General features: G+C 64.3%; 12 protein-coding genes and 3 pseudogenes. 11 read left to right on the forward strand and 4 right to left on the reverse strand.

Going from position 1 to position 17,226, the window contains the following annotated elements; translation table 11 throughout:
- Window positions 1-71: 71 nt before the first annotated feature.
- Entirely contained in the window at window positions 72-542 is a 471-nt protein-coding gene (locus CCZ28_RS01785; RefSeq protein ID WP_140215401.1) for an MEKHLA domain-containing protein, read from the forward strand.
- A gap of 110 nt (window positions 543-652) precedes the next feature.
- Here the strand turns inward: CCZ28_RS01785 and CCZ28_RS01790 are convergent, their stop codons facing one another.
- The 4 genes from CCZ28_RS01790 to CCZ28_RS01805 form a co-directional block, all read right to left on the reverse strand.
- The gene (locus CCZ28_RS01790) at window positions 653-1,321 is read right to left on the reverse strand and encodes a LutC/YkgG family protein (RefSeq protein WP_140215403.1); all 669 of its coding nucleotides are present in this window, start codon (window positions 1,319-1,321) and stop codon (window positions 653-655) included.
- On the reverse strand, window positions 1,318-2,772 hold the full coding sequence (locus CCZ28_RS01795) for a LutB/LldF family L-lactate oxidation iron-sulfur protein (RefSeq protein ID WP_140215405.1): 1,455 nt from the start codon (window positions 2,770-2,772) through the stop codon (window positions 1,318-1,320). Before CCZ28_RS01795 ends, CCZ28_RS01790 begins: the two co-directional genes overlap by 4 nt.
- Entirely contained in the window at window positions 2,769-3,593 is an 825-nt protein-coding gene (locus CCZ28_RS01800; protein ID WP_140215407.1) for a (Fe-S)-binding protein, read from the reverse strand. The genes CCZ28_RS01795 and CCZ28_RS01800 overlap by 4 nt, the downstream gene beginning before the upstream one ends.
- 72 nt (window positions 3,594-3,665) lie before the next feature.
- Window positions 3,666-5,363: a lactate permease LctP family transporter gene (locus CCZ28_RS01805; protein WP_140215408.1), complete on the reverse strand. Its 1,698-nt coding sequence runs from the start codon at window positions 5,361-5,363 to the stop codon at window positions 3,666-3,668.
- Window positions 5,364-5,582: 219 nt separating this feature from the next.
- Between CCZ28_RS01805 and CCZ28_RS01810 the strand changes: the two genes are divergently transcribed.
- The 10 genes and pseudogenes from CCZ28_RS01810 to CCZ28_RS24975 all read left to right on the forward strand — a co-directional run.
- Window positions 5,583-6,350 (forward strand): GntR family transcriptional regulator, encoded by a 768-nt coding sequence (locus tag CCZ28_RS01810; RefSeq protein WP_140215410.1) that lies wholly within the window; start codon window positions 5,583-5,585, stop codon window positions 6,348-6,350.
- A gap of 595 nt (window positions 6,351-6,945) precedes the next feature.
- A complete protein-coding gene (locus CCZ28_RS24955) occupies window positions 6,946-7,692 on the forward strand; it encodes a methyl-accepting chemotaxis protein (RefSeq protein ID WP_437179245.1) in 747 nt (248 codons plus the stop codon).
- A 12-nt stretch (window positions 7,693-7,704) separates the two neighbouring features.
- Complete coding sequence (locus CCZ28_RS01820; protein ID WP_140215412.1) at window positions 7,705-8,076, forward strand: response regulator; 372 nt, start codon at window positions 7,705-7,707, stop codon at window positions 8,074-8,076.
- Between the two features lie 19 nt (window positions 8,077-8,095).
- Entirely contained in the window at window positions 8,096-8,401 is a 306-nt protein-coding gene (locus tag CCZ28_RS01825; RefSeq protein WP_140215414.1) for an STAS domain-containing protein, read from the forward strand.
- The gene (locus CCZ28_RS01830) at window positions 8,398-10,563 is read left to right on the forward strand and encodes a chemotaxis protein CheA (protein ID WP_140215415.1); all 2,166 of its coding nucleotides are present in this window, start codon (window positions 8,398-8,400) and stop codon (window positions 10,561-10,563) included. The genes CCZ28_RS01825 and CCZ28_RS01830 overlap by 4 nt, the downstream gene beginning before the upstream one ends.
- Window positions 10,564-10,586: 23 nt before the next feature.
- On the forward strand, window positions 10,587-13,025 hold the full coding sequence (locus tag CCZ28_RS24960) for a methyl-accepting chemotaxis protein (protein WP_140215417.1): 2,439 nt from the start codon (window positions 10,587-10,589) through the stop codon (window positions 13,023-13,025).
- Window positions 13,026-13,072: 47 nt separating this feature from the next.
- Window positions 13,073-14,368: pseudogene (locus tag CCZ28_RS24965) on the forward strand (MCP four helix bundle domain-containing protein); the annotation flags it as partial.
- Between the two features lie 12 nt (window positions 14,369-14,380).
- Window positions 14,381-15,244: pseudogene (locus CCZ28_RS24970) on the forward strand (methyl-accepting chemotaxis protein); the annotation flags it as partial.
- Window positions 15,245-15,436: 192 nt separating this feature from the next.
- A complete protein-coding gene (locus CCZ28_RS01845; protein ID WP_140215420.1) occupies window positions 15,437-15,700 on the forward strand; it encodes a hypothetical protein in 264 nt (87 codons plus the stop codon).
- Between the two features lie 296 nt (window positions 15,701-15,996).
- Window positions 15,997-17,175: pseudogene (locus CCZ28_RS24975) on the forward strand (methyl-accepting chemotaxis protein); the annotation flags it as partial.
- Window positions 17,176-17,226: the final 51 nt, after the last annotated feature.

A 17,226-nucleotide genomic window follows, 5' to 3' on the forward strand; every position in this document is an offset into this window, starting at 1 on the left:
AGGGCTTCCCAAGCCCGCCGGCGTGCTCTTGAATGCGATGACGCCTGTCGCGGTCTTCGAGGAGAGCACGCTTGTCCGCCACCGATCTCACCCTGCTTCCTCTGTTGGAAGACTCCTATCGCCACTGGCTCGGCCAGTGTCTGCCGCGTCCCGCCGGGTTACCCCAGGCTGAGGCCTTGACCTGGCTGCACGAGCGAGCGCCCTATGCCTTGCTGGCCCACGGCAACGAAAGCGATCCGCTGTTCTGCTACGCCAACGAGCAGGCCCTGCGCTGCTTTGGCTATCCACGCGCGGAATTCATCGGCATGCCATCCCGGTTCAGCGCCTCGCCGAAGGACCGAGCGGCGCGTCAGGTATTGATGGAGACGGTCGTGCGTCAGGGCTATGCCAGTGGTTACGAAGGCTGGCGGGTAGACCAGGCGGGAAGGGCCTTCATGATCCACGCCGGGGTGGTGTGGAATCTGCTCGACAGCGATGGGCAGCGCCTGGGACAGGCGGCGTTGTTCTGGCCGGATAAGGAGCGGATCGGCCAGGTGAAGTGAGGGCGGCGTGGGATTGTTGGGCTTCGCTGCGCTCAACCGCAACCTAGGATGCAACACCTGGCGCCCCCTCTCCCTGAGGGAGAGGGCTGGGGTGAGGGGGATGGCACAGCTCACTCATCCTCCACGATCAACACCACCAGATCCTTCGGCCCATGGGCGCCGTAGGCCAGTACCTGCTCGATATCGGCGGTCTTCGACGGTCCCGAGATCAAGAGCGCATTGGTCGGCATGCCGCTGCGCCAGTCGTGCTGTTGCTGCAACTCGTAGAAGTTGTCGACCACGGTGCTGGCTCTGAGCAAGGCGATGTGCAGCGGTGGCACCAGGCTCATCAGGCGTGGTTCCTGGCGATCCGGCCAGAGCACCAGGCTGCCGGTGGAGGCCAGGGCACCGAGGGTGCCGGTGAGGCTGGCGGGGGTGTCGTCGAATAGTTCGGCTTTCCACTCTTCCACAGGGCGGTCATAGGCCTTCCAGCGCGGCTGGCCTTCGCCCTGCCAGCGCTCCACCAGCCGCGCGCCGTGGGGCGTGCCGGGGGCGATCAGCAGCTGGTCCAGGCCGCGCTCGGCGAGGAGGCGCTCCACCAGTGCCGGCCAGTCCGCCGTGGTGGTGAGATGGGTTTCGGTGTGTACCGTCTCCATCAGGGTGCGTAGACGGGCGACGCGCTCCCCAGGCGGATAGAGCCAGGGCTTGGTCACCAGGGCTTCGTCGAAGTCGTCGGCCAGGGGCTGGGTGCCCTGGAGACTGCCGCGCAGCTTGGCGAGGATGTTGGCGCGGGCGCTCATGGGCGTCTCTCCAGGTGTTCGCGGGCCAGTTCGTGCAGCGAGCGCCGCGCCGGTTTGGGGGCGCTGTGGTGCTCCGTCCAGGGGCCGAGCTGGCCGGGGGTGAAGCGGCCGAAGCGGGTCGCCAGGTAGCTGAAGCCGCGATAGAGCAGCGGCGAGGTATAGAGATTCTGCCAGGCATGCCAGGTCCAGCGCTCCCGGGCGGAGAACTTGCTGCCCTGGCCGCGCAGCAGGTGCGGCTCGGCGTCGGGCGCCTTGACGTTCTCTTCGCGCAATCGCCGCAACAGCGCCGGAATCGGGATCTTGACCGGGCAGACCTCGCCGCAGGCGCCGCACAGCGAAGACGCGCTAGGGTGATCGGGCGCCCGCTCCAGACCTACCAAATGCGGGGTGATGATGGCGCCGATGGGGCCGGGATAGACCTCGCCATAGGCGTGGCCGCCGATGCGGGTGTAGACCGGGCAGTGGTTCATGCAGGCGCCGCAGCGGATGCAGTTGAGGGTCTGGCGCAATTCGCTGTCAGCGAAGGCCTGGCTGCGGCCGTTGTCCAGCAGCACCAGGTGCACCTCGCGAGGGCCGTCCAGTTCCTCGGCCTTGCGTGGCCCGGAGATCATGTTGACGTAGGTGGTGATGGGCTGGCCCAGGGCCGAGCGGGTCAGCAGCGACAGCAGGGGCACCACGTCGCGCAGATTCTCCACCACCTTTTCGATACCGGTCACGGCGATGTGCACCGGTGGCACCGTGGTGGACATCCGCCCATTGCCCTCGTTTTCCACCAGCAGCAGGGTACCGGTCTCGGCCACCGCGAAGTTGACCCCGGAGATGCCGATATCGGCCTCGAAGAATTTCCGCCGCAGCACCCGCCGGCCGGTCTGGATGAGTTCGTCGACGTCGGTGGTGTAGGGCTCGGCCAGGTGCTCGTGGAAGAGAGTGCCTACCTGCTGCCGGTTGAGGTGGATGGCCGGCATGATGATGTGCGACGGCTTCTCCCCGGCGAGCTGGATGATGTACTCGCCCATGTCCGACTCCAGGCAGTCGATGCCCTGGGCGCCGAGCACGTGGTTCATGTCCATCTCTTCGCTGACCATGGACTTGCCCTTGATCAGCAGTTTGGCCTCGTGGCGCTCGGCGATCTGCTGGACGATGGCGTTGGCCTCGGCGGTGGTCTCGGCCCAATGTACCTGGACGCCATTGCGCGTCAGATTCGCCTCCAGGCGCTCCAGCAACTCGGGCAGCTTGGACAGCGCCCGGGCGCGGATGCGATTGCCCAGCTCGCGCAGCCGCTCGCGTTCGTCGGCATCGCTCATGCTGGCCAGGCGCTTGGTCATCAGCGAATCCATGGCGGTGCGGAAGTTGCGCCGCAACTGGTCGTCGCCCAGGGCCCGACGCGCGCGTGCCTTGAAGGGAGGCGCTTCGCTGACGTCGGTCAGGGGAATCTTCAACATCTCGTTCATGCGGCACCTCCGATACGGCGCCAGAGGAAGCTGGCCAGGTGTTCGCCACGCAGGGCGGCACGCTGTTTCTCCAGGGCACCGTTGATGTTCATCAGGCAACCGCAATCGGCGGTGATCAACTGGGCGGCGCCACTGTCCTGCAGGGCGCGGGTCTTGTCCGCCACCATGGCGCCGGAGATGTCCGGCATCCGTACCGAGAAGGTGCCGCCGAAGCCACAGCATTCGCTTTCGTGGTCATGGTCGACACGCTCCACGGCTTGTAGCTGGCCGAGCAGGGCACGCCCGTGCAGGTGGGTCTGCATTTCGCGGCGAGCGCTGCAGGAGGTGTGCAGGGCTACCTTGAGCGGGGCGCCGCGGTCCTGGTAGTCCACCTGGCAGACGTGCAGGAGGAATTCCGCCAGTTCGTAGGTGCGGCCGGCCAGGTCCTGCACCTGCCGCAAGGTCTCGGGTTCGTCGGCGAACAGCTCGGCGTAGTGATGGCGCAGCATCCCGGCGCAGGAGCCGGAGGGCACCACCACCGGCCAGGGTTCGGCGAACAGCGCCAGCTGGGCACGGGCCACGGTGCGGGCCTCCTCGGTATAGCCCGAGGTATAGGCCGGCTGACCGCAGCAACTCTGCGCCTGGGGGAAATGCACGCGGAGGCCTTCGCGCTCCAGCAGGCGGATGCTGTCCATGCCGGCTTCGGGATAGAAGAGGTCGACCACGCAGGTGCCGAACAGATAGACCTGGGTCGGCTTCTCCGACGGATAGGTCCGCGGCGGCGCCAGCGGCGGCGCGGTCCGGGTGGCGTTGGGGGCGGCGTTGTAGAAAAGATCATTCATCAGGCGTACTCCGGGTTGGCCCGGTCAAAAGAGAACCGGCGGCGACCGGGGCCGCCGCCGGGAACCGCACGATCAATGCACCAGCATGCCGGTGAACACATAGGCCTGCGCCAGGGTGATCAAGCCGACCAGCACGGCGAAGCCGATGCTGTGGCGCACGGTGAAGCGAAACAGGTCGGACTCCTTGCCCACCATGCCGGTGGCGGCGCAGGCCACGGCGATGGACTGCGGCGAGATCATCTTGCCGGTCACGCCGCCGGAGCTGTTGGCGGCCACCAGCAGGGTGTCGGAAACGCCGATCTGGTGCGCGGTGGTCGCCTGCAGCGAGCCGAACAGGGCGTTGGACGAGGTATCCGAACCGGTCAGGAACACCCCCAGCCAGCCGAGCAGCGGCGAGAAGAAGGGGAACAGTGCGCCAGTGCCGGCCAGCAGCAGGGCCAGGGTGGTGGACATGCCCGAGTAGTTGACGACGAAGGCGAAGGCCAGCACCAGTCCGATGGACAGGATCGGCTTGCGCAGCTCCACCAGGGTTTCCTTGAACACACCCAGGGCGGTCGAGGGCTTGATGTGGAAGATGGCCATGGAGATCAGCGCCGAGATCAGGATGGCGGTGCCCGAGGCCGACAGCAGGTCGAGCTTGTAGACCGCCGGCATGGGGGTGGGCGTGGCGACGATGGGCGCTGCCTTGAGCACCAGCTTGTCCAGATAGGGCACCGGCACGTTGATCACCAGGGCGTACAGGGCACCGCCGCTGGCGAACAGCGCCTTGAACGCCTTGGTGGTCCAGATGGTGACCACCACGGTGAGGATCAGGAAGGGCGACCAGGCCTTGATCACGGTGCCGAGGGAATGCTCCGGCGGCAGACGACCGCCGCTGCCAAAGCCGGCGCCGCCGCCCAGCATGGCGGCCCCCCCGCCGCTGCCGACCATGGTGGTGGCACCCGCGGTGGCATGCTGCGGCTGGCGCAGCTTGAGGTAGCCGGTGAGGGCGATCATGGCGGCCAGCGACGAGGTGATGTCGGGCAGTTCCGGGCCGATGAAGTTGGAGGTCAGGTACTGGAAGACGGCAAAGGTGCCACCGCAGATCAGCGCCGGCTTCCAGGTTTCCCGCAGGCCGCGCAGGCCATCCATCATGAACATCAGCCACAGCGGCACCAGCAGCGACAGCAAGGGTAGCTGGCGACCGGTCATGGCGCCGATCTTGAAGGCATCGATACCGGTGACCTGACCGGCGACGATGGTCGGGATGCCCAGGGCGCCGAAGGCAACCGGCGCGGTGTTGGCGATCAGGCAGAGACCGGCGGCCTTCAGCGGATTGTGGCCCAGGCCCACCAGCAGGGCAGCGGTGATGGCCACCGGGGCGCCGAAGCCGGCCGCGCCTTCCAGGAAGGCACCGAAGCAGAAGCCGATCAGCAGCACCTGCAGGCGCTGGTCATCGGTGATGGAGAGCACCGAGCTGCGGATGATATCGAACTGGCCGCACTTGACCGTCAGTTTGTAGAGGAACACCGCCGTCACGATGATCCAGGCGATGGGCCAAAGACCGTAGAGGAAACCGTAACCGGCCGCGGCCAACGCCTTGTCCACCGGCATGTGGTAGACGAACAGCGCGATGAGCAGGGCGATCCCCAGGGTCAGGGCGCCCGCCACGTGCCCTTTCAGGCGCAGACCGGCGAGGGCGACGAAGAAAAACAGGATGGGCAGCGCGGCGACGAAGGCCGAAAGGCCCAGGCTGCCAAGGGGGAGGTAAATCTGTTGCCAGGTTTCCATCGAGTGCTCCTTGATTGTTTTTGTAGGGAGGCGGCGGGACGGGGTTGCATCGCATCGCGGCTTGTGGCAAAAATTGGTAAGACCAATTTACAAGGGCGACTTCCCGCACGTTATTCGCGGTCTTTGTCGCTGTCAAACGCGTTATCGTGCGACTTTAGTCTTTGGCGTTTTCTGCTGGTCGAGTCCCAGGCTCTGCCACGCGCTCTTTCAGAGGCCCCCATGAGTTTCGAACCGGTCAAACAACGTCGTCTGTCCGACGACATCGTCAAGCATCTGGAGGCCCTGATAGCTGAGGGCTCGCTGCGACCTGGCGAGCGGCTGCCCGCTGAGCGCGCCCTGGCCGAGCGCTTCGGCGTCTCCCGGCCGTCGTTACGCGAGGCGATCCAGAAATTGACCGCCCGAGGTCTGCTGCTCAGTCGTCAGGGGGGCGGGACCTACGTCACCGAAGCTCTCAACAGCGCCTTCACCGATCCCTTACTGCCCCTGCTGGAAAGCCGTGAGGAAACCCGTCGCGATTTATTGGAGTTTCGTCACACGTTGGAAGGCGCCTGTGCCTATTACGCTGCTCAGCGTGCCACGCAGCCGGATCTGGCACGGCTCACGCTGGCCTGGGAGCGGCTGGAAGATTGTTATCGTCGGCGTGAAACCCTTAGTCGGGAAGAAGAAGGAGATGCCGACGCCGCCTTTCACATGGCAATCGCCGAAGCCAGTCATAACACCGTTTATTTGCATAGCATTCGCAGTCTTTTCGAACTGCTACGCCACCATATGGTGACCAATATTGGCGGCATGCACGCCCATCGGCGGGAGACTCGCGAAAGACTGCTCGAACAACATCGGGCGTTATATGAAGCCATCGTCGAGGGGCGCGCCGACGAGGCTAGAGCGGCGGCCAGCCGGCACCTGGATTACGTTCAGGAAGTGCTGGTGGAAGCCGGTGCCGTGGCCCACCGATTGGCCCGGGCTAGACGTCGAGATGAGTTCTAATATCCTAAGATACGACATAAGATAAGAGTGTAATTTGACCACGTTTAATAATGGCCTTTTGCTATCATCGATCTTTTTTAAACAAGTAAATTAAAGTTTTTGCTGTTTTGAGCTGATAACCCGGTCACACTATCCCGCCTGAAGGCGTCTAGACCGGTACTCGACAGTGGCAAAAATTCCTCCTGAGCTTTCTGTTTCCGCCTTTCCGCTGGCGCCCGTACTGCTAGGTACGACTTCGGTCCTGGCGCTGTTCGGCATCGGCGGCTTTTCCACCCTCACCACTGTCGTAGCGCTGGCCCAGGCGGGCCTCGCGACCGGCGTGGGCTTCTGGCAAGCCCAGCAGTCGCGAAAGCTGCAGCGTGACATCCATGCTTTGCAAAGCACCGAGGCGAACACCATCGCCACCGGGCGGGACGAAGCCCTGGAAAACCTCTGCGTTGCCGTGTTGCCGGTCTGGTCCGAACAGATCGAGGCGGCGCGTTCCCACACCGAGCAGGAGATCGTCAGCCTGACCAGCCGCTTCGCCGAGCTGGCGGGGCGCATCGAAAGCGTGGCGGGCAACGATCAGGGCAGTGGCGATCGCCTGGTGAACCTGATGGCCACCAGCCAGAACCAGCTGGACGGCATCTTGCGATCCTTGCGTGAAGCCCTGTCCAGCAAGAGCGCGTTGCTCAATGAAATCAACGGCCTGGCTGCGCTCACCGAAGAGCTCAAGAACATGGCCAAGGATGTGGGTGATGTGGCCCGGCAGACCAACCTGCTGGCGCTGAATGCCGCCATCGAAGCCGCTCGTGCCGGCGAAGCCGGTCGTGGCTTCGCAGTGGTCGCCGACGAGGTTCGCAAGCTGTCCACCCTGTCCGGCAACACCGGTCAGAAGATCGGCGAAACCGTGGAAACGGTGAATGGCGCCATCGCCCGCACGCTGGAATTGTCGCAACTGCATGCCGAGCGTGATACCGGTACCCTCAATACCTCAGGCCAGACCATCGAGCAGGTCATCGGCGCCTTCGGCGGCACCACCCGTGACGTCGTCGAGCGCAGTGACGCCCTGGCCAACAATGCTTCGGCCGTAGGCGGCGCCATCGCCGATGTACTGGTCGCTTTGCAGTTCCAGGACCGGGTCAGCCAGATGCTCGGGCACATCCGGGACGACCAGGCCCGTCTGGAGCGTCTGGTAGTGGAGCGCCGGGCCCTCGCCGCTCGTGGCGAGCCGCTGCCGGCGCTCGATACCCAAGGGTGGCTCGCCGAGCTGGCCCGCACCTACACCATGGCCGAGCAGGTCGCCGTGCACCACGGCAAACGACCCGCGGCGGCTGCCGAATCCGATATCACCTTCTTCTAGCAGGGAAGTTCCATGAGCAACAAAACCATCATGATCGTCGACGACTCCATCTCCATCCGCCAGGTGGTGGCCATGACCCTCAAGGGCGCTGGCTACGACGTCATCGAGGGCTGCGACGGTCGCGATGCCCTCACCAAGCTGGATGGTCGCAAGATCCATCTGATCATCAGTGACGTGAACATGCCCAACATGGATGGCATCACCTTCGTCGCGGCGGCCAAGAAGCTGCCGGCCTACAAATTCACCCCCGTGATCATGCTCACCACCGAATCCGATGCCGCCAAGAAGGCTGCCGGTCAGGCCGCCGGCGCCAAGGCCTGGATGGTGAAACCCTTCCAGCCGGCCCAGATGCTGGCTGCCGTTTCCAAGCTGATCATGCCCTGATAGCCCCTGGAGGCTAGCCATGAACGACGTCGTTCGCACCCGGTTGCCCGTCGCAGGGCCGCTGACCATCTACACCGCAGCGGACAGCAAGCCGCTGTTGATGGAACCCCTGAGCGCGGGTGTCACCGTCGCGCTGGAACTTGCCGAGGTCGACGAATTCGACTCGGCTGGATTGCAGCTGCTGCTGCTGGCCCACCGCGAGGCACGACGTCTGGGGGGCAACCTGGAATTGGTTGATCCCAGTCCTGCGGTTACCGAATTGCTGGAACTGGCCGGCCTGACCGACTTCTTCGCGTTCGCTGCGGCGGAAGGAGTGGCAGCATGAATCTGGACGAGATCCTCAAGACGTTCATCGCCGAGAGCGAGGAGCTGCTGCAGCAGATGGAAGCAGCGCTGCTGCAGATCGAGCAGGCCCCGGACGATGTCGAGCTGATCAATGCCATCTTCCGCGCGGCCCACACCATCAAGGGTTCGGCAGGGCTCTTCGGCCTGGACCACGTCGTGGCCTTCACCCACGTTGCCGAGAGTGTGCTCGACCGCATCCGCAGCGGTGAGCTGGCATTCGACGAAACCCTGTCCGCGTTGTTCCTGGAAGTCTGCGACCACCTCAATGGGTTGATCGCCCAGGTGGCCGCCGGCAGTGCCGCCGAGGCTGGCTTCGAGGCCGCCGGTGCGGCCCTGGTGCTGCGGCTGGAGCGCTATCTGCAAGTGGAAACCAAGCCCGAGGCCACCGCGCCCTCGCGTAGCCTGGTCATGCACGCGGACGGCGTCGCGGCTAGCCATTGGCACCTGTCGCTGCGTTTCGGCCCCGACATGCTGCGCAACGGCATGGACCCGCTGGCCTTTGTACGCTACCTCAACAGCTTCGGTCGCATCGTCAACATCGTCACCCTGACCGATGCCATCCCGGCGGTCGCCGAGATGGACCCGGAAACCTGCTACCTGGGTTTCGAGGTGGCGTTCGACAGCGATGCCGACAAGGAAACCATCGAGTCGGCTTTCGAATTCGTCCGCGAAGACAGCGAAATCCGCATCCTGCCGCCGCACAGCCGCAGTAGCGATTATTGCCAACTGATCGACGCCCTGCCGGAAGAAGACCTCCGCCTGGGCGAGATACTGGTGCGCTGTGGCACCCTGACCGCCACCGAATTGGACGAAGTCCTGCGGCGCCAGGCCGATCCCGCCATTCCCCGGCAACCCATCGGCGAAGTGCTGGTGGAAGCCCATCTGGTCAATCCACCGGTGGTGGATGCGGCGCTGAGCAAGCAGCGCAAGATCCAGGAGCAGCGTGCCGGCGCGGGCGGCGAGGGTCAACTGATCCGCATCGACGCGACCAAGCTCGACCAACTCATCGACCTCATCGGCGAACTCATCATCGCCGGTGCCGGCACCCAGCTCATCGCCCAGCAGAGTGGTCTGGCTGCCCTGGTGGAGTCCACCGGTGTCCTGTCGCGCCTGGTGGAAGAGGTACGGGACACCGCCCTGACCCTGCGCATGGTGCAGATAGGCACCACCTTCAACCGCTTCCAGCGGGTGGTGCGCGATGTGTCCAAGGAGATCGGCAAGGACATCGCCCTGCGCATCAGCGGTGGCGAGACCGAGCTGGACAAGACCGTGGTGGAAAAGATCGGCGATCCCTTGACCCACCTGATCCGCAACGCCATGGACCATGGCATCGAATCGGCCGAGCTGCGTCTCGCCCGCGGCAAGCCGGCCCAGGGTACCGTCGGACTCAACGCCTATCACGAGTCCAGCAGCATCGTCATCCAGGTCACCGATGACGGTGGCGGTCTCTCCCGCGAGCGCATCCTGCGCAAGGCGACCGAGCGCGGCCTGATCGCCGAGGGCCAGGTACTTCCCGACAAGGACGTGCTCAACCTCATCTTCGAACCCGGCTTCTCCACCGCCGAGCAGATCAGCAACCTCTCCGGTCGCGGCGTCGGCATGGATGTGGTCAAGCGGAACATCACCGCCCTGCGCGGCAGCGTCGACCTGACCAGCGAGGAGGGCCGTGGTACCACGGTGACCATCCGCCTGCCGCTGACCCTGGCGATCATCGACGGCTTCCTCATCGGGGTCGGCAAGGCGACCTACGTGGTCCCGCTGGACACGGTGGAAGAGTGCATCGAACTCAGCGAATCGGCGAGCGCCGAGGTACGCGGCAACGACTACCTGGATCTGCGTGGCGAGGTACTGCCCGTGCTGCGGCTGCGCCAACTATTCGCCATCGAAGAGGCGCCGCCGCGGCGCCAGAACGTGGTGGTGGTGAGCTACGCGGGGCGGCGTGCCGGCCTGGTGGTGGACCAACTGTTCGGCGAGTTCCAGACCGTGATCAAGCCGCTCGGTCCGCTGTTCGGCCATAACCGCAGTCTGGGTGGCTTCACCATCCTCGGCAGTGGTGCCGTGGCCTTGATCCTGAGCGTTGGGGGCCTGATCAGCGAGGCATCCTTGAACATACTGCCGGCGTCCGCGCCGGCCGTCGCCTGACCTCTTTCTGGAAGCCGATCCCTATGACTGTCACCAAACGCATGTCCCTACTGGTTCTCTCCGCGCTGCTGGGCATCCTCCTGCTCTCCGGTCTGGGCTACTTCCAACTGCACAAGGTCTACGAAAGGGCCAACTACGGTAACGATAGCGCCATACCCTCGATCCTTGGCATCGACGCGATAGATGCTCATTCGGCCGATATCATCACCAACATCTATCGTCATCTGGCGGCGAACGGCGACGTCGCTACCGAGCAAGCCGAGAAGGAGTTGGGTGAGTCCCAGAATCTTACTCAGGAAGCACTCAAGGCCTATGAAGCACGGGTGTCCAACGATACTGACCGACGTATGCTGGATGACGACCGTACGGCCATCGCCGCTCTGAACAAGCTCGCGGAGCGGGTGATACCCCTGTCGCGAGCGAGCCAGGACGAAGAGGTCAAACGCATCCTCGATGAGAATAGAAAAATCATCGATCACGTGGGTGATGTCCTGGATGCCCATCGAGCCTTTAACCAAAAACTGGGTATCAATGAAGCTCAGGTCGCCGCTCATGCCCGCGACCAAGCTATCCTGATGTCCATCAGCATTTCGCTCGCCACCCTGCTGGCGATCGGTCTGCTCGGTCTCTTCATCACCCGCAATCTGCTGCGTCAATTGGGCGGCGAGCCGGCGGCGGTCGCGACCGTGGCCAATCGGGTGGCGGCAGGCGATCTGCCCGACGACCTGCGTCTGCGCGAGGGGGACGACGCCAGTCTGATGGCCGCCATGCAGCGCATGGTGCTGACCCTGCGCGGCCTGGTAGCTGACATGACCTCCATGGCGACCGAGCACGATCGCGGTGAGACCGACGCGCGCATCCCGGCGGAGCGTTTCCAGGGCACTTTCCGCAACATGGCCGAAGGGGTCAATGGCATGGTGGCCGGCCATCTCGAGGATTCGCGCAAGGCCATGGCCTGCGTGAAGAGCTTCGGTGAAGGCGATCTGGCTGCCACGCTGGAACGCTTCCCGGGCAAGAAGGCGGTGATCAACGACAACCTCGAGCAGGTGCGCGGCAACATCCAGACGCTGGTGGCCGAAATGAACCTCGTGTCGCAAGCCCATGATCGCGGCGAGACCGACGCGCGCATTCCAGCGGAACGCTTCCAGGGCACCTTCCGCAGCATGGCCGAAGGCGTCAATGCCATGGTGGCCGGTCACCTGGAGGATTCGCGCAAGGCCATGGCCTGCGTGAAGAGCTTCGGCGAGGGCGACCTGTCCGTTACCCTGGAACGTTTCCCCGGCAAGAAGGCGGTGATCAACGACAACCTCGAGCAGGTACGCGGCAACATCCAGCGCCTGGTCGAGGATGCCAATCAACTGAGCCAGGCCGCCATGGTCGGGCGCCTGGATGCCCGTGCCGATGCCGCCGCCCACCAGGGCGACTTCCGCCGCATCGTCGCCGGTATCAACGGCACCCTGGATGCCATCGTGGCACCGCTCAACGAAGCCATGGGCGTGATGGGCGGGCTGTCGCAAGGCGACCTGAGCCGTACCGTACAGGGCGACTACCAGGGCCAACTGCTGGAACTCAAGAACTCCATCAATGGCACCGTCGGCAAGCTGAACCAGATCATTGGCGATGTCCGCCTCTCGGCCGATGCCCTGGCCAGCGCCTCGGAGGAAATCTCCGCTACCGCCCAGAGCATGAGCCAGGCCAGTACCGAGCAGGCGGCTTCCGTCGAGGAGACCAGTGCCAGCGTCGAAGAGATGTCGGCCTCCATCGCCCAGAACACCGAGAACGCCAAGGTGACCGACGGCATGGCCGGTAAGGCCGCCCGCGAGGCGCATGAGGGTGGCCAGGCCGTGGGCGAGACCCTGGTGGCGATGAAGACCATCGCCGACAAGATCGGCATCGTCGACGACATCGCCTACCAGACTAACCTGCTGGCGCTCAACGCCGCCATCGAAGCCGCCCGTGCCGGTGAGCACGGCAAGGGCTTCGCCGTGGTGGCCGCCGAGGTACGCAAGCTGGCCGAACGCAGCCAGGTCGCGGCCCAGGAAATCGGCACCGTGGCCAAAGGTAGCGTGGCCCTGGCCGAGCGCGCCGGAACGCTGCTGGACCAGATCGTGCCCTCCATCGGCAAGACGTCGGAGCTGGTCCAGGAAATCTCGTCGGCCAGCGAAGAGCAGAGCAGCGGTGCGAGCCAGATCAACAGCGCCATGATGCAACTGAGTCAGATCACCCAACAGAATGCCTCGGCCTCCGAGGAACTGGCGGCTACCGCGGAGGAAATGAGCGGTCAAGCCGAGCAATTGCAACGATTGATGGGCTTCTTCCATACCGGAGAGAGCAGGGTGGTGAAGGATCTGGAGCGGGCGCTGGATGCCTCGCGACCCAAGGCATCCCGACAACCGGGCAACGCGTTGCGTAGTGGTACCCATTCGAATGTTCCCGAAGGCTTCACCTCCTTCGACTCCTGATCCTTCATACCCGGCCGCTCCCCAACGGCCTCTTCGAGAATGCCGCTATGACTGTCGTAAAGAAAATGCTGTTGCTGGTGCTTTCCGCCTTGTTAGGCATCCTGCTGTTGGCGGGTGTGGGCCAGTATGAAATAGACCAGGTCTTCGATGCGGCCAACTACGGTAATGACAATACCGTGCCCAGCCTGAAGGCACTCGGCGAGATCAACGACAGCCGTTCCGACTATGTGACGGCGATTTATCGCCACGTGCTGTCGACCGATGCCCAGGGCATGACGGAGGTCGAGCAGGACCTGGCCGCGGCCAAGCAACGGGTCGAGCAGAGCCTGAGTAAGTACGAAGGCCTGTTATCGGATAATCGCGACCGCGAACTGCTGGCCGCCGATCGCGCCGGCATCAACGCGCTGTTCGCCCTGGGCGACCAGGTGGTGTCGCTGTCGCGCCAGAATCGCAATGAAGAGGCTCAGGCCTTGTTGCGCAGCAAGGCCGATGTGCTCAATGCGGTCAACAAGTCACTGGACGAGCATGTTAGCTACAACCAGAGCCTGGCCCAGCAAGGTGTCCAGGTCGCCGTGAAGACCAAGGTCCAGGCGACCTGGCTGGCGATGTCCATCGCGCTGGCCACCCTCTTGGCCGTTGGCCTGCTGGGGTTCTTCATCACCCGCAACCTGCTGCGTCAACTCGGCGGTGAGCCGGCGGCGGTCGCCGCGGTTGCCGGTCGGGTGGCCGCAGGCGATCTGCCCGACGACCTCAAGCTACGCGCAGGTGATCAGACCAGTCTGATGGCGGCGATGCAGAACATGGTCAAGACCTTGCGCGGCTTGGTGGCAGAAATGACCGCCATGTCGACCACCCATGATCGCGGCGAGACCGATGCGCGAATTCCCGCCGAGCAGTTCTCCGGCACCTTCCGTACCATGGCCGAGGGCGTCAACGGCATGGTGGCCGGTCACCTGGAGGATTCGCGTAAGGCCATGGCCTGCGTGAAGAGCTTTGGCGAGGGCGACCTGTCCGCGCCGCTGGAGCGTTTCCCCGGTAAGAAGGCGGTGATCAACGACAACCTCGAACAGGTACGCAGTAACATCCAGCGCCTGGTCGAAGACGCCAACCAACTGAGCCAGGCCGCCATCGTCGGGCGCCTGGATGCCCGTGCCGATGCTGCCGCCCACCAGGGCGACTTCCGCCGCATCGTCGCCGGTATCAACGGCACTCTGGATGCCATCGTGGCACCGCTGAGCGAAGCCATGGACGTGATGGGTGGGCTGTCGCAAGGCGACCTGAGTCGTACCGTACGGGGCGACTACCAGGGCCAGCTGCTGGAGCTGAAGAACTCCATCAACGGCACCGTCGGCAAGCTGAACGAGATCATCGGTGAGGTCCGGGTTTCGGCCGATGCCCTGGCCAGCGCCTCGGAGGAAATCTCCGCCACCGCCCAGAGCATGAGCCAGGCCAGTACCGAGCAGGCGGCCTCCGTCGAGGAAACCAGCGCCAGCATCGAAGAGATGTCGGCCTCCATCGCCCAGAACACCGAGAACGCCAAGGTCACCGACGGCATGGCTGGCAAGGCGGCGCGTGAAGCGGACGAGGGTGGCCAGGCGGTGGGCGAGACCCTGGTGGCGATGAAGACCATCGCCGACAAGATCGGCATCGTCGACGACATCGCCTACCAGACCAACCTGCTGGCGCTCAACGCCGCCATCGAAGCGGCCCGGGCCGGCGAGCACGGCAAGGGCTTCGCCGTGGTGGCCGCCGAGGTGCGCAAGCTGGCCGAACGCAGCCAGGTCGCCGCCCAGGAAATCGGCACCGTGGCCAAGAGCAGCGTGGCCCTGGCCGAACGCGCCGGCTCGCTGTTGGACGAGATGGTGCCCTCGATCAGCAAGACCTCGGACCTGGTGCAGGAGATCGCGTCCGCCTCGGAAGAGCAGAGCTCCGGCGTCGAGCAGATCAACGGCGCCATGATGCAGCTGAGCCAAATCACCCAGCAGAACGCCTCGGCGTCCGAGGAACTGGCGGCCACCGCCGAGGAAATGAGCGGCCAGGCCGAGCAACTGCAACGCCTGATGGGCTTCTTCCATACGGGCGAAGCGCGCGCTGTCCAGCACCTCGAACGCGCCATCGAGCAGGTACGTCCCGCTCGCGCGGAGCCTGCTGCGGCAGCACGGCGACCCAAGGCCGCTGTTGGTGCCACACCGGACGGCTACGTGCGCTTTTCGGAGTGAGGAGAAATCGGGTGCCTGTCTGCTGAGGAGCATTCAGGCCCCCAGCAGTACCGGCATCTGGTGATCATGGTTGCGGGTGAAACCCAGGCGGTGGATCCCCCTCCTTGCATCGGATCCACGCGTTCCGTCAGTTGACCCTGGTGCTGCGGATGACTGCCCGCGTCCGCGGCCAATCAACCTGTCGGCGCCCTGATGCCCACTGTCGATCTGAAAGTGCGCTGCAACGACAGCCGCGACCTGCTCGGGGCACATCCTGGCAGCGTCCCGCTCATCGCCCGTGGCGATGGAGAGACTCGACTGGTGAAGCGTCGCGCTGCCGGCGACGAGGAGGTACTGGAGATCCAGCCCGCCCAGGCTCTACCGGCGCGGGCTTTGGGCGGTCGTCTACCGTTTGGGTTCATCGCCGGCATGGTCACCTCGGTCGATGATTTCGTAACGCTGCCCGAGATGGCGTAAGTGATGGAAGCCGGTGAAGGTGCCGGCTTGGCAGGTTCCCGCAACAAAAAATACCGGGCTTTCGAACCCGGAATTACAACCGAGACTCAGGAGACATGACCATGATTAGGTCATTCCAAGGTTCCACTCGTATCCACGTGATCTTTGCCGGCCTGGCGGTGGGCGTACTGCTCCTGCTGGGAATTTCCTGCTACCAACTGAGTGCCCAGGGCGGATCGGTCCAGTGGTGGATAGGCATGATCGGCGCCTTGGTGCTGGCGATGATCATCCTGGGCGACGTTCTGATCGTACGCGGCATGCGCGACATCCTAGACCAGAGCCTGGCCGATCAGGACAAGGTCAGGGCTTGCCTGCATGCCTTCAGCCGGGGTGACTTCGACCATCCGCTGGAAACCTTGCCGAGCGGCATGGCAACCCTCGGCGAAACGGTCGAGCGGCTGCGCAGCACGGTACTGACGCTGTCCAAAGAGCTGCAGCGGATGTCCCGCGAGCACGATGCCGGCGACATCGAGGTCACTATCGATGCCGATCGCTTCCAGGGACTCTTTCGCGAACAGGCTGCCGGCATCAATGCCCTGGTGGCGAGCCATATCGCGGTCAAGAAAAAGGCCATGGCCTGCATCAAGGCCATCGGCGAGGGCGACCTGTCCGCGCCGCTGGAGCGCCTGCCCGGCAAGAAGGCCTTCATCAACGACAGCATCGAGCTCTTGCGCGGCAACATCCAGGCGCTGATCGACGAGATGCAGCGCATGTCCCAGGAGCACGACGCCGGGGACATCGACGTCTTCATCGACGCGGCGCGCTTCCAAGGCTCCTATCGGGGTATCGCCACGGGCATCAATGCCATGGTGGCTGGCCATATCTCGGTCAAGAAAAAGGCCATGGCCTGTATCGAGGCCTTTGGCGCAGGCGACCTGTCCGCGCCGCTGGAGCGTTTCCCCGGCAAGAAAGCCTTCATCAACGACAACATCGAACGGCTGCGCAGCAATATCCAGGGGCTGATGAGCGAAATGCAGCACATGTCCCAGGAGCACGACGCCGGGGACATCGACGTCTTCATCGATGCCGCGCGCTTCCAAGGCTCCTACCAGGAGATCGCCCATGGCATCAATGCCATGGTGGCCGGCCACATCTCGGTGAAGAAAAAGGCCATGGCCTGCATCAAGGCGTTCGGCGAGGGCGACCTGTCCGCGCCGCTGGAGCGCTTCCCCGGCAAGAAAGCCTTCATCAACGACAACATCGAGCAGGTGCGCGGCAACATCCAGCGGCTGATCGACGACGCTCAACAGTTGAGCGAGGCTGCCATGGCCGGGCGCCTGGATACGCGTGCCGATGCCAATGCCCATCAGGGCGACTTCCGCCGCATCGTCGCCGGCATCAACGGCACCCTGGATGCCATCGTGGCACCACTGAGCGAAGCCATGGGCGTCATGGCGGGTTTATCCCAGGGCGATCTCAGTCTCAAGGTAAAGGGCGACTATCACGGCCAGTTGCTGGAGCTGAAAACCTCCATCAATGACACGGTC

It is taken from the genome of Pseudomonas oryzihabitans, from assembly GCF_006384975.1.
Classification (GTDB): domain Bacteria; phylum Pseudomonadota; class Gammaproteobacteria; order Pseudomonadales; family Pseudomonadaceae; genus Chryseomonas; species Chryseomonas psychrotolerans_B.